Source organism: Enterococcus termitis (assembly GCF_001730305.1).
Taxonomy (GTDB): domain Bacteria; phylum Bacillota; class Bacilli; order Lactobacillales; family Enterococcaceae; genus Enterococcus_L; species Enterococcus_L termitis.
The window spans coordinates 134,136-148,042 of sequence record NZ_MIJY01000034.1; the positions used below are offsets into that span (position 1 = coordinate 134,136).

Consider the following 13,907-nt stretch of genomic DNA (forward strand, 5'->3'; position numbering starts at 1 on the left):
ATCCATTTCAATCAATTGATTTTTATTATTAATGAGAGATAGTTAAAAATTGATCTCGGCTTTCATTGTTATCTTCAAAATTAAACATTTGAATAAACTGTTTGTAGGCTGTTATACGTTCTTCTGGAATAGTGATAAGTTTTACTACAGGCTCACATTCATCCACTTGATTCAATCCCCATTCACTTAGCAAACTAAACAACTCGTCTGAAATGCGAATATCACGTTCACGAATTTCATCAAGCCCCCAATCCGTATTATCTTTTGCTAGTTCAAGTAAGATTTGAACGTTCGATTTATCATAGCTGTCTTTCTTTTTCATAAAATAGCCATTACTTGCGATAATATTTAATTTCTTTTCAAATGGAATCTTGTTCCCGATATGCTCTACTAGTTCTTTCACTTCTGTATCAGAATTTTTTGGAAAATAACTTGATTGCCATTTTTGAGGTAAAATATGCTCAATTTCCCATTTTTCTGGAAGTAACACGTCTTGATGTTGATAAGCTAAAACTTTTAAAATCATACGAACTGTATTACGATGGGCATCTCTGATATTATCTTTCAGTTCCTTTTCATCAATTTCACTAAAATCAAATTTTGGTGTCACCGATTTAATAATTTCAGCATTCAAATTTAAAATGCCACTTTTTACAGCATTAATTGTTGGTGTAACAATATAACGAGCACAAAGAACTGCGAATAACCTCTTCAAGAAGGCTAAAAACTCAATTTCAAAATTCTTTTCAGTATGATACTTCAAATAATAGATCACAACTGGTTATTTCCAAAACTCGTTAGGATAGGAAGCTAGTGCATCAAGAACCTGATTAATCTCGATATTTTTAGACCAAGGCTCATCTTCAATCTCAGTACGATTGTTCACTACTAACCATAAGTTTAAAATCGTCTTGAGATTTTCCATGACATCATCTTGATATAAGCGTTCAAAATTATTTTGTGAATAATACTTTCGAATCCCTGGGGTTGTTGTTTTTCTATCATTTTCTACAGCTCTTAAATAAAACATATAGTAATAGAAAAGTTTTTGAATGCTTTCATTAGCATTGCTCGCTTCTTCATCCAGCCTTTGCCAAAACTCAATGAAATCAGCTTTTCCTTTTCCATCTAAATGGTTGTAAATTTTCGCTTTGAAAATATCAGCATCAGAAAGAGCTAATCCACGATCATTTAATGTCGAAAAAATTGTTAATGCTGTATCTTGAGAGTCTGCTGTAATAGGTAGTAATATTGCTTTATTTAAAATATTTCTGATAAACCAATAAAACAATTCAGGCTGAACCGTAGCGTATTTTTCAATTAACTCGACAAATAGTTGATAATTAGATGAATAATTATCTTTCGCACCTTCTTCTGTTTTTCCTGTTATTAAAATTTTTGAAAATATCTCATTCCCTTCATCTCCCATTACTTTCGATATAATCAGTGTCTTTTCATAATCGACTTTCGCCGTAAGCTCATCCTGTTCCCAAAGTGCAGATTCAATTTGCGATTTGAAATTTTTTGATTCATCCGTTTCTTGCATTGATTGTAATTTAGCATATAATGCTCGTAATAATAGAAATAATGATGTGATTCTTTGTTGACCATCAATGATTTCTTGCTCATTATTATCATTTTCGTAGGACACAATTGTTCCTAAAAAGTATGTGCTCTCATTATTATTTTCTGTATATTCTACTAAATCATCAAATAAAGTTTGAATTTGTTCATCCGACCAAGCATAAGGACGTTGATATTCTGGAATCACAAATTTTTGATTTTTACCTGTTTCAAGAAGTTGTTTAACGCTTTGTTTATTCACTTCAATTGTTGTCGCCATATTATGCCCTCTCCAATACAATGAATTTCAATTTTAAATTCTGAGAAATAGTCTACATTATTAACTTTCCCCAAAAGCAGTATTTCTAAAATAAGCTATTCATATTTACCTTGGTGTTCTTCAAAATGTTTATTAAATTCTAGTTTGTCTATTTTAATTCTGTACTATTTTATTGGCAGACCCGTTAATAAAGGTTACTTAACATCAATAATTTCTACTCGCTCAGCTAAAACCCATCCATTCATTTCATATGAAGAATATAAAACTTGGTAAGCTACATTGGCATTTCTGATTTCATTTTCAAGTTTCTCAAAGGAATCATACATTATAGGCCATGCTTTTTTTTCTCCAAGCTGTAACAACTCTTCATTTTCAGAGAAAAATTTTTCTAGTGGTCTTTCCTCTAAATCTAAAATCACACTATACGACATTTCATCGTAAAATTGATAACTAAAAATGTTATGAAATAATACTTGTTTTTCCTTTATGTCATTGCTTACTTCTAAAGTTATCTTCTTTTCTTTGAAGTTTACAGTATAACTTTTTATTATCTAATCATGCAGGTTGTTCATCTCTACCATTCTCCTTTTGTCTAGGTGGTCTTTTATTCCAATCCCACTGATGTCTATTTGGACATGTTGAGTTAAAATTACATATCAAAGAACTTGTATTAGCAGTTGAAGCAACATTAAAAAACTAAAAAATAATAGTAATACGACCACAAACATTCTTCTTATAAAAAATGAGATTTTCCAAATATTATTACCTATTACAAATTGAAATATTAAAGATTCTACATAAGCTGAAATTAAATATAAAATTATTAAAATATAAATAGAATCCGAATTGTTTGTCTCTGTAGAACTTTGGAGTATAGAGCCACCTACATTTATTACAGATATCATAAAAATAATTAAAGGAAATAAAAAGAATTCAATCCCTCTTATTATTTTGCTTAGAACATCTTCTTCATGACCTCTATTTTTTATTTTTCTTATATATCTTTGATATACATATCTCAAATAAAGTGAAATTGAATAGGAACAAACAACTATTATACTAATACGAATGGCGTAATCAATTGATTCAATTTTCTTAAAATAAGTTAAAACAAACATCACTACTGGAAACACTATTAAAAAGAATTTGTTATACCCTTTTAATCTTGTAAGATTCTCCTTAAATTTCTCATCTTTTATTTTATATTCTTTATGATTTTTTACAACAACTGATTGCTGAATTTGAGTCGCATTAATATTTATAGCTGAATTATCACCTTGCGTTGTTATATTGTTAAACTTTTGATCTTGATTATTTATTGATTTTTCTGTCTTTTCTATAGCTTTCTTTTCTTCAAAAACGCCTAAAATTGTTGTAACTAAAGTTATGATTGCGCTAATTGCAGTTAAAATGGGTTCAATCAATTTCAATTCTCCTTTTTATCTAATCATACCAGGAGTAAGAAAAAATAGCTATATTGATTTTTTATAAGATATCTCTTTTCTTAGGACTATCCTTTCAATTTGTATGTCCGTTACCTTATCTCCTGCTCAACAAGCGTAACCCTCCGCTGGTTGAAGGCTAACTTTTGAACACTCTTTATCGTATCCAATACAAATCTGAATACTTAACGCTATATATGTAAAAACCAGAAATTCTGTACTATTTTTATTGTAAAAAATGTTGATAACAGCTACTTAAAACTAATAATATCTACTTTCTCAGATAAAAATCCAAACTATCATACCACAAGAGGACTATAGGACATAGTAACGAATATAACTTTCTTGTATCATTTCCTCAATATTTATATATGACTAATCATGCACATAAAATATTAGATGAGTGAAATACAGACTATAATATAATTTAACTAAAGTAAAAAAGCTAGAAGCACTGTTATATTAGTGTTTCCAGCACATATTAAAGTTTTATCCCACTGACCCTTCCATTAGATTTTTTAACAATTAATGGATATCAATAAGCTTTAAATTAAGATTCAATCATTTCCATTTGACTAATCAGAATGAATGAGATTCAAGTTAATTAAACTAAATGGTATTTAGTTTAATTAACTTTTTGAGGAGCTATTTCAGATATCAATTATATCTATATATTTTGATTTTATTTGTTTTTTACTACTTCCCCACGGCATCAGTTTTTCCATAGGATATGTTAAATAACACTCTCTTTTGGCTCTTGTAAGAGCAACAAACATATTATTTAATTCTTCCTTTTCTTGTTCAGAATTTTTTACTCTGTAATCAGGAAAAGTCCCATCTACCATTCCAATAATAAAAACAACTTCAAACTCCAATCCCTTTGACATATGAACTGTTAATAAAGAAACTCCAGAATTACTATTTGTATTTAACTTTCCTAAAGATATCTGATTTCTAAAATAAGATAAACTTCTATCACCTTTCACAGATTGTTTAACGTATTTATTCCAACGTTCTTTCCATAATTCAATATCACCTTGAATCAAAAATTTAAATTCCTCATTATCTTCTTTATCAAATACAACATCACTAATTATATTTAAAGATTTGATAAAATTTTCTTGATTTTCATGTAACGTATTCCAAGCCTTAATTATTGAAATAAAAACTTCTTTATCAATTTGATTCGAATTAACTTCTTCATTTATTAAAATATCTTCTAAAAAATCTTTTTCCTTTCCTTTCCTAGAAAGACATTGATTTAACTGTCTATAATGTAAATCATCAAAAGGATTAACGAGTATTCTAATTCCTAATTCAAATATTTTCATTTCTATTGTTTCACACTCTATAGTTGAGTTAGAACCACCAAAAGAAAAATCAATTTTTTTTTCAGAAAATTCTTCTTCCAATTTCGAAAATAAGTATCGATTTCTTGCTATAATAGCAATATCTTCTAATTGAATTTCATTTTCTACCCATTTACTACCATTTTTTAATAGACACTCAATTTTTTCAGCAATCCATTTAGCTTCTTCTATCTCATCTTCAAAAGCATGTGCTTGAAGTTCTCCCTCCAAAGGATAAACTGATAATGATTTTGAGTTAGGTTGTATTTTACTTGCCGCCTTAATTATTTTTGAAGTAGACCTAAAATTTTCTACTAAAGAAAATTTTTTGGGATTATAATCGTTGACAAAATATTCAGTCATTATCTTACTATCCGAACCATTAAAGCCATATATAGATTGAGCCGAATCTCCGACCATCATTAAATTATTAAAATTTGGAGTCAAGGCTCTTATTATTCTGTATTGTGTCTTATTAAGATCTTGCGCTTCATCTATCAAAATATATTTATAAACTCTTGTATAGTTTTTAGCAACTGATGGACTTTCAATTAAAATCCTATATGAATAATATAAGATATCATCAAAATCAATCATTCTATTGCTCTTTAATAAATTATTATACGTTTCAAAAATATCTTTAAATTCCCCACCATTCTTAATATCTTCAGGGTATAAAAAATTCTTTTTATATTTTTCTATTTCTCGTAATGCTTGATTCAATATTTTATCTTCTGGAAGAATCAACTTAGAGTTTAAATAAGCCCTCTTTAAAATTTCTAATTTATCATTTGTATCTTCAATCACTGTTAACCCACTATCCAGACCTATTTGATTACCTCTATTTAAAACTAAATCTAAACAAAAACTATGGATTGTTTCTACTTTAATTCTATTATGACTTTCTACTGAGAGCTGATTTTTTACTCTCTCAGAAATTTCTTCAGCAGCTTTATTACTAAAAGTTAAAGCAAGAACTTTTCCTTTTTTTACTTCTAATATATTTGAAATTCTATTTGTTAACACACGCGTTTTGCCACTACCTGGACCTGCTGTCACTAAAATTGGCCCTTCAATATAATCTACTATCATTTGTTGACTATCTGTTAACTTCATCTGGATCTCTCCTTTCTAATTATCAAACATTTCGTTAATTGGAATACCTTTAACTTTAGATATTTCTAAAAACATATTTTGAATTACTTCAGGTACTTTAGTTGTATCTTCTCTTTCAAGTATTTTTTTTCCTATCAATGAAGAATATTCTGTTTTATTTGAGTTTAGATATTCTAACAATGCTCTTAAAAATCCTTCTTCACCACTATAATCTCTAACAATATTTTCAAATATATGTTGGTCACATTCTTTACATTTTTTATCAGTTTGTACTCTTTTTCCTTTTTTTCCGTTATTATTTTCAATAAATGTTATCAAAAAATCCTCTGTACTTTCAATGTCATCAATAACTTTGATTAATTCATCCTTATAACCATTTTCTATTAAATATTTTTCAAAATCGCACTCATCCGGTAAAAATTTTATTCTTTCTAAAATAAGTTCATCTGACATTTCACCGAACACTTTTTTATAAGCATTCTTTACATCTTTTATAACCCTTTTCTCACCATCGCTCAAAATAAACAGCTCAATACCTAAATCTTTTGCAACTCTGAGGAATGGTTTATATTTTCCAAAGCCACCAACACCTACTATATTTACACCTAGTTCAAAAGGTTCACAGCCAAAATATTCTTTAAAGAATTGTGGTAAAACTTGATCTTCTGTTTCTCCCTCACATAAAATTAGTACCTCTGCAAATAACACATCTCCTCTAGTTTTGAAAACCTCTTCTTTTATTTTTCGTATTTCATTTCCATCTAATTCATTTACAAGAATATTGTTTGTTTTCGAATTGTCACCTTTTTTATATACATGAATTATTTCTTCAATTTTTGCTTGAGAAGCTATTATCGGTGAATGTGTACTGATTATTTTTTGTCCATCCAAACTACTCATTTGAGTGTAAATTTTTCTTTGAGCTTGTGGGTGTAAATGAGCTTCGGGTTCTTCTAATAAAAGTATTGGGTGAAATGCAGTCCCATCTTCTGACATTTCATTAGTTTTCCATTTAATATATGCTGACAAAGTTAAAAAAGTAGCCCAACTTCTAGTTCCCATTCCTTGATTAATAATTGAAAAAGATTCTGATTTTTTATCAGTAAAGCGAATTTCCATGCCTTGGTTCAAATCTTTTATTTTTCTACTAACTGGATTTATCTGCACAGAGCTTTCTCCAGAATCTAACACCTGACTAATTTCATTTAAACAACTAGATAAATGCTTTAATACTGCACTATTTTCTATAATATTATCATTAATTTCATTTAAGTGTTTTTCCATTTCATCTAAATTTTCATCAGATAGCTTAATATCTTTAACTAATCTTCCAAAATAAGAATATTTATCACCCATTTCAGAAGCAATATCTCTTTTAGCATCTAAATAAAAAACTGGAAATGCTTCTAGTATATCTTTAGTTATTCTTTCTGTATGGAAATTTTGGAATTCTTCCATTTCGTTTGTCTTTGGCCAACTATTCATTGCCCTTCTATCAATTTCATAGTCTCCTCTCAAAACATTGTACTTTATTGTAGTTCTTATCCCTACATACTCCTTCTCATCTTCCTCGAAAATTAATACTCCAAATAAATCAACCCATTTTTCAGAAAATTCTTTTCCTTTAGATTCTATCAATACATCTAAAATTATTGATTTATCTTTTGATAGAACTTCATCTTTTTTCACAAAAATTATTTCTTCATTAATTCTCTTATACTGTGTAAAACAGAGCTCTAAGGCTTCTAACAATGATGTTTTACCAACATTGTTGACACCTAAAAGTAAATTAGATTCCTTTAGATTGACATCGACTTTCTCATAACACTTGTAGTTTCTTACTCTTAATTCCTTTATACAAATATCCAACTTGACTTCTCCTTTTTTACTCTATTTAAAATAAAAACAATCTTAACTATTTAATATATTTTACCTTTTCAATTGTCTTTTACATCGATAATGTACCAATATTAATAACTCATCTATCCAAAAATTCTTCAAAATCAACATCTAAAAACTTCTTTAGACTCTTTAATTGCTCCAATTTTATATGTTGCTTTCCACTCTCAATTTTAACAAGTGTTTCCCTCGTAATATCAACGTCCATCAATTGTAATTGTTTTACCAATTCAGTCTGTCCGATACCTTTTTCAATACGAATTCTCCTTATATTACTTCCAATTATATTATCACTATCTATAATTTTCTCTTCCCTCAAGATTAACACACTTTCTGGACTAAAATTAGTCCTTTTTTATTTATCTTATAGAATTAATATGTTACAATGGGACTAATACTAGTCCACTCGAAGGAGAAAATTATGACTTTTAATGATATTAAAATTTTTGAGAAAAGAAGATACTCTAAAGTAGTTTTTTCAAAGATTGTTATTTCTTTAATTATTGCTTTTTACCTATATCAAATCCCTATAATTCTAAAATAGGAAATATATTTCTTACCCACTTAGTTACTTCTATTATTTATAAGCGTTGGAAATTTCAAGCATATCTAGGTACTCATCCTGTTAAAGGAATACCTGTAAAAACAACTAGAGCGGTTTCAAAACCAAAAAAGAAGCTCAAATTGCCTTAGCTCAATTCCGAACTGATTTTGAACAAAATAATCGTGAATTAACTAATCAAGAAAAAATAACTTTCTCAGAGCTTTACGACTTGTGGTTAAAACAATATCGACTAAAAGTAAAACCTTCAACAGTAGCTACATTACGGCGATTTGTTGAAAACTATGCACTGCAATACTTTGGTAAATTAAAGTTGGATAAAATCACTGTGAGATACTGTCAAGAGATAGTTAATCTTTGGCATGATCAATACAAACAGTATCACTATTTTAGAAAAGTAGTCGGTCAAGTTCTTCTGTTTGGTGTTCAAATGGAGTTAATCGATTCTAACCCCATGTGAAAGACCGTACTGCCCCGAAAAAAAGAAGTGGAGGAATTTCCTGACTTTTATACTAAAGAGCAACTAGAGGTGTTTTTTGAGCATTTAGAGAGCCATACAGAACAAGTTAGTCCTTCTAGCACTAAAATTTTAACTTTTTTCCGAATTTTAGCTTTCACTGGAATGAGAAAATCAGAAGTTCTTGCCTTACAGTGGAAAGACATAGATATTTTCAACCAAAAACTAACAATTGGAAAAACGCTTGCTATGGTCGAGCATAATCAAATTATTATTCAAGAACCTAAAACCATTAGTTCTCAAAGAGTTATCGCCCTTGATGTTAAAACGATTAAAGTCATAGAACAGTGGCGATATAATCAAAAAGAATGGTATTTCAAGTTTGGCTATAACACATCTAAAGATACTCAATTTCTTTTTACAAACAAATTCAATGAATTGTATTATCCTCAAACACCTAATGATTGGTTATATAATATTCTTGAAAAATATGACTTACCTAAAATCACTTTACATGGTTTTAGACATGCTCACGCTAGTTTACTTTTTGAATCTGGGGCAAATATCAAAGAAGTTCAAGAACCTTCAGGACATAAAGATGTCAAAACTACTATGAACATTTACACTCACGTTACTCCTGAAAAAGTTAGAGAAACAGGGGAACGTTTTGCAAAATATGTTAATTTTTAGCAGATGGCATTTAATTTGGCATTTACTCTTAAACTACACAACAAAAAAAGAGCCCAAAACATTGTTAATTCAATGTTTTGGTACTCTTTAAATTTATTAGCCCACTGACCCTTCCATCTCATAACTAATCAATCGATTCAACTCAACCGCATACTCCATCGGTAATTCCTTCGTAAACGGCTCCACAAATCCCATAACGATCATCTCAGTCGCTTCAACCTCAGTCAAGCCACGACTCATCAAGTAATAAAGCTGCTCTTCCGAAATTTTCGAAACCTTCGCTTCATGCTCCAACGCTACTTGACTGTTATGAATCTCATTAAACGGAATCGTATCCGATTTCGATTTATCATCCATAATAATCGTATCACACTCAATATGTGAAATCGAGCCAGCACTATCTTTCCCAAATGTTACTTGACCACGGTAATTCACTTCTCCGCCGTCTTTCGCAATTGATTTAGAAACGATCGAACTTGATGTGTTTGGTGCGTTATGAATCATTTTCGCCCCTGTATCTTGGATTTGGTTTTCCCCAGCAAATGCAATCGAAAGCATTGTACCACGAGCGCCTTTTCCATCTAAATAAACACTTGGATATTTCATCGTTGTTTTGGCACCTAAGTTTCCATCGATCCACTCAACTGTGGCACCTTCGTAAGCTTTGGCACGTTTTGTTACCAAATTATAAACGTTATCAGACCAGTTTTGAATAGTTGTATAACGTGTATAGGCATCTTTATGGGTAAAGATCTCAACGATTGCTGCATGTAAGCTATTGCTTGTATACGTAGGTGCTGTACAGCCTTCTACGTAGTGAACACTTGCGCCTTCATCAACAATAATCAGCGTACGTTCAAATTGTCCTGTGTTTTCCGCATTGATTCGGAAGTATGTTTGTAATGGCACATCCACACGGACCCCTTTTGGCACATAGATAAACGTTCCACCAGACCAAACTGCTGAGTTTAGTGCTGCTAATTTGTTATCTGTTGGTGGGACTAATTTTGCGAAGTATTTTTTAAATATATCTGGGTATTCTTTCAACGCTGAATCGGTATCGGTAAAGATGATTCCTAATTTTTGGAATTCTTCTTTCATATTGTGGTAAACCACTTCTGATTCATATTGCGCTGAAGCGCCAGCTAGATACGCACGTTCGGCTTCTGGAATCCCGATTTTTTCAAACGTTTCTTTGATTTTATCTGGTACATCATCCCAGTCACGAGCGGGTTTGTCACTAGCTCTTTGGAAATATTTGATTTTTTCAAAATCGATATCAGATAAATCAGGACCCCATTCTTGCATGGCCATCTTGTTGAATTGTTCCAATGATTTCAAACGGAACTCCAACATCCATTCTGGTTCTTCTTTCTTACGTGAAATTTCTCTAACGACTTCCTCTGTTAGTCCATTTCCCGTACTGAAAATTGGTTTCACATCATCATGAAAACCAAATTGATATTCTTCTAACTCAGGTACAGTACTCAAATTATCTCACGCTCACTTTCTTAGGTTGAGAATCAAACGATTAGTTTCGAGTTATTTGATTTCTCACTAATTTTCTATTCTTCGCAGTGTAATTGTCCTGCGGTTCCTTGTCCGTCATTTTCAACTGCTTGTTCTAATGCTTTCCAAGCTAATGTTGCACATTTGATCCGAGCTGGGAATTTTGCTACGCCGCTAAGCATCGCCGCATCACCTAATTTTTCTTCTTCTGGCACGTCATTTCCTTGTACCAACTGAGAAAAATCTTCAGCCAGCTGTTCTGCTTCAGCTAATGTCTTTCCAATCACCGCATCTGTCATCATACTGGCACTCGCTGTACTGATTGAACACCCACTTCCGCTAAAGGCAATATCTTTAATAACATTGTCTTGAATAGCCACTTGCAATTCAATCACATCGCCACAAGTTGGGTTATTCATTTCGATTTTCTTGCTTGATTCTGCCAACGTTCCATGATGATGAGGATGGCTGGAATGATCTAAAATCACTTGACGGTATAAATTATCTAATCTAGATAGAGCCATGTTGGAAAAACTCCTTTGTCGCTAAAATTGCTTCGATCAATCGATCCGCATCTGCTTTGGTATTATAGAGATAGAAACTCGCACGAGCTGTCGCTGGAACATCTAAATACTTCAATAATGGCTGCGCACAATGATGTCCTGCACGAACTGCCACCCCTTCCATATCCAACGCTGTCGCTGTATCATGCGGGTGTAAGCCATCTAAATTAAACGCCAAAACGCCTGTATGATGGGCTGGATCTTGCGGTCCGTAAACCGTCAAACCTTCAATCGCCAATAGTTTTGGCAATACGTAAGCCACTAATTCAGCTTCATGTTGATGAATTTCTTCTAAACCAATCTCTGTTAGAAAATCGATTGCCGCACCTAGAGCAATCGCTCCAGCAATATTTGGTGTTCCTGCCTCAAATTTCCAAGGCAGTTCTTTCCACGTACTATCATACAAATTCACGAAATCGATCATTTCACCACCGAATTCCACTGGTTCCATTTGATCTAGTAATTCGCGTTTTCCATATAATACACCAATTCCAGTTGGACCACACATTTTATGCCCACTGAATGCGTAAAAATCAGCATCAATTGCTTGAACATCTACTGGCATATGCGGTACCGCTTGAGCACCATCGACAACTAAGACAGCACCATGACTATGAGCTAACTCTGCCAACTCTGCTACTGGATTGATTACACCTAAAACATTGGATACATGCGCAATAGAAACAATCTTGGTTTTATCCGTGATTTGTTTTTTCGCGCTTTCCATATCTAAAAAGCCATCTGCTGTGATCTCGATATATTTTAAGGTTGCGCCTTTGCGTTCCGCTAGTTGTTGCCAAGGAATAATATTAGAGTGATGCTCCATATAAGAAATCACGATTTCATCTCCTGCTTCAACGGCTAAATCACCGTAGCTTTTGGCAACCCAGTTTAAACTTGTCGTTGTGCCTCGGGTAAAGAGCGTTTCGGCTGTTTCTTTGGCATTGATAAAGGCTCTAACTTTTTCACGAGCTTCTTCATAATCTTTCGTGGCACGTTCTGCCAACGTATGCACACCACGATGGACATTGGCGTTATCGTGTTCGTAATAGTAAGTCAGTCTATCTAAAACTGCTTTAGGCTTTTGAGTTGTTGCTGCATTATCCAGATAAACAAGCGGCTCGTCATTTACTTCTTGAAACAAGATGGGAAACTGCTGCCGAATCTTATCTGCGTTTATCATGCATTCAACTTCCCTTCGATTACGTCTACAAATTCTTTTTGCACATCTTTCACAGGAATCGCTGTGATCACTGAACCTAAGAAGCCACGGATAACCAAACGTTCCGCATCATCTTTACGTAAACCACGACTCATTAAATAGTACATTTCTTCTGGATCAACACGACCAACACTGGCTGCATGTCCTGCGGTTACTTCATTTTCATCGATCAATAGAATTGGGTTGGCATCACCACGAGCTTTGTCAGAAAGCATCAAGACACGACTTTCTTGTTGCGCATCTGCCCCTTTAGCTCCTTTTAAGATGTGACCGATTCCGTTAAATGTTAAAGTACCACGTTCACGAATAACACCATGTTGTAGAATATGCCCCACAGAGTGAGACGCTTTATTCGTCACACGAGTATCGATTCCTTGAGTTTGTTTGCCAGCGCTGATTGCCACAACTTTCACTTCTGAATGAGAGCCTTCGCCTACTAAATCAGAATCAAAATCAGCAACCACGTCACCGTCATTCATCACGCCTAACGCCCAATCAACAGACGCATCACGCATGATATGTCCTCGACGGTTCATATAGGTTGAAACGTTTTCGCCTAATTGATCTACAGCTGAATATTTCACTTTTGCACCAGCTTTTGCAATCACTTCAACCACGATATTCGCAGACACTTTGATTTTTTGATCGCCAATTGTTTGGAATCGTTCTAAATAGCTGAACTCACTATGCTCGTCTGCTACGATCAAGACATGTTTAAAGAACGATTCTTCACTCGCTGAATCTTGAATAAAGATCGCTTCGATCGGTTCTTCGATGACAACATTTTTCGGTACATATAAGAACACACCACTATTCATAAAGGCTGTATGGAAAGCTGTTAATTTATCTTCATCCATTTCAACCGCTTTGTTCATATAATATTCTTTGACTAAATCACCATGTTCTTGTAATGCAGTGAACATATCCGTGAAAATTACGCCTTGATCGGCTAATTTTGCTGAAAGTTGTTCAAACGCTGTGATCGACCCTTGTTGCACGATTACTGGATTGTCTTTCATTGCGTCAAAGCTTGGGATGTTCATTATTTCAGGTGCATACTCTTCAGTATTCACATTAAACAAAGGCCAACGGTGAAATTTCACACGTTCGATCTTTGGTAATTCTAAGTTTTCAGCTTTTTCTAAAGCCGCTACACGTAAGTCAGTCATCCAAGTAGGTTCTTCGTTACGTGCTGAAAAAGCTTTAACGTCGTCAAGATAATTCGCTGTTGTTATTTCCTTCATTTATCTTGTCC

Annotated in this window: 11 protein-coding genes and 1 pseudogene; 1 reads left to right on the forward strand and 11 read right to left on the reverse strand. The window is 32.6% G+C overall.

Annotated elements, in window-relative coordinates; all coding sequences use genetic code 11:
* Nucleotides 1-28: 28 nt before the first annotated feature.
* The 7 genes from BCR25_RS20575 to BCR25_RS13055 all read right to left on the reverse strand — a co-directional run bounded on the left by BCR25_RS20575 (nt 29) and on the right by BCR25_RS13055 (nt 7,977).
* Entirely contained in the window at nt 29-775 is a 747-nt protein-coding gene (locus BCR25_RS20575; protein ID WP_211272508.1) for an HNH endonuclease family protein, read from the reverse strand.
* A 6-nt stretch (nt 776-781) separates the two neighbouring features.
* Nucleotides 782-1,843, reverse strand: coding sequence for a DUF262 domain-containing protein (locus tag BCR25_RS20580; protein WP_211272509.1), 1,062 nt, complete (start codon nt 1,841-1,843; stop codon nt 782-784).
* Nucleotides 1,844-2,037: 194 nt separating this feature from the next.
* Nucleotides 2,038-2,262, reverse strand: coding sequence for a hypothetical protein (locus BCR25_RS13035; RefSeq protein WP_071879535.1), 225 nt, complete (start codon nt 2,260-2,262; stop codon nt 2,038-2,040).
* Nucleotides 2,263-2,499: 237 nt separating this feature from the next.
* Nucleotides 2,500-3,267: a hypothetical protein gene (locus BCR25_RS13040; RefSeq protein WP_069664024.1), complete on the reverse strand. Its 768-nt coding sequence runs from the start codon at nt 3,265-3,267 to the stop codon at nt 2,500-2,502.
* A 668-nt stretch (nt 3,268-3,935) separates the two neighbouring features.
* Nucleotides 3,936-5,750 (reverse strand): ATP-dependent helicase, encoded by a 1,815-nt coding sequence (locus BCR25_RS13045; RefSeq protein ID WP_069664025.1) that lies wholly within the window; start codon nt 5,748-5,750, stop codon nt 3,936-3,938.
* 15 nt (nt 5,751-5,765) lie between these two features.
* Nucleotides 5,766-7,619 carry an ATP-dependent nuclease gene (locus BCR25_RS13050; protein WP_069664026.1) on the reverse strand — a complete coding sequence of 618 codons (1,854 nt, stop codon included), beginning with the start codon at nt 7,617-7,619 and terminating at the stop codon, nt 5,766-5,768.
* Nucleotides 7,620-7,728: 109 nt separating this feature from the next.
* Entirely contained in the window at nt 7,729-7,977 is a 249-nt protein-coding gene (locus tag BCR25_RS13055; protein ID WP_069664027.1) for a helix-turn-helix domain-containing protein, read from the reverse strand.
* Between the two features lie 221 nt (nt 7,978-8,198).
* Between BCR25_RS13055 and BCR25_RS13060 the strand changes: the two are divergent.
* A pseudogene (locus tag BCR25_RS13060) lies at nt 8,199-9,358 on the forward strand (tyrosine-type recombinase/integrase).
* A gap of 96 nt (nt 9,359-9,454) precedes the next feature.
* Here the strand turns inward: BCR25_RS13060 and sufB are convergent.
* The 4 genes from sufB to sufD form a co-directional block, all read right to left on the reverse strand.
* Complete coding sequence (gene sufB / locus BCR25_RS13065) at nt 9,455-10,849, reverse strand: Fe-S cluster assembly protein SufB (RefSeq protein WP_010765427.1); 1,395 nt, start codon at nt 10,847-10,849, stop codon at nt 9,455-9,457.
* Between the two features lie 74 nt (nt 10,850-10,923).
* The gene (gene sufU, locus BCR25_RS13070; RefSeq protein ID WP_069634821.1) at nt 10,924-11,391 is read right to left on the reverse strand and encodes a Fe-S cluster assembly sulfur transfer protein SufU; all 468 of its coding nucleotides are present in this window, start codon (nt 11,389-11,391) and stop codon (nt 10,924-10,926) included.
* On the reverse strand, nt 11,378-12,613 hold the full coding sequence (locus BCR25_RS13075) for a cysteine desulfurase (protein WP_069664028.1): 1,236 nt from the start codon (nt 12,611-12,613) through the stop codon (nt 11,378-11,380). Before BCR25_RS13075 ends, sufU begins: the two co-directional genes overlap by 14 nt.
* Nucleotides 12,610-13,896 carry a Fe-S cluster assembly protein SufD gene (sufD, locus tag BCR25_RS13080; protein WP_069664029.1) on the reverse strand — a complete coding sequence of 429 codons (1,287 nt, stop codon included), beginning with the start codon at nt 13,894-13,896 and terminating at the stop codon, nt 12,610-12,612. Before sufD ends, BCR25_RS13075 begins: the two co-directional genes overlap by 4 nt.
* Nucleotides 13,897-13,907 lie beyond the last annotated feature (11 nt).

What these genes read in the sequence shown, in the direction of transcription:
- BCR25_RS20580 (WP_211272509.1), bottom strand. Translation starts at nt 1,843, where the DNA reads ATGGCGACAACAATTGAAGTGAATAAACAAAGCGTTAAACAACTTCTT.
- BCR25_RS13045 (WP_069664025.1), bottom strand. Translation starts at nt 5,750, where the DNA reads ATGAAGTTAACAGATAGTCAACAAATGATAGTAGATTATATTGAAGGG.
- sufU (WP_069634821.1), bottom strand. Translation starts at nt 11,391, where the DNA reads ATGGCTCTATCTAGATTAGATAATTTATACCGTCAAGTGATTTTAGAT.
- BCR25_RS13075 (WP_069664028.1), bottom strand. Translation starts at nt 12,613, where the DNA reads ATGATAAACGCAGATAAGATTCGGCAGCAGTTTCCCATCTTGTTTCAA.
- sufD (WP_069664029.1), bottom strand. Translation starts at nt 13,896, where the DNA reads ATGAAGGAAATAACAACAGCGAATTATCTTGACGACGTTAAAGCTTTT.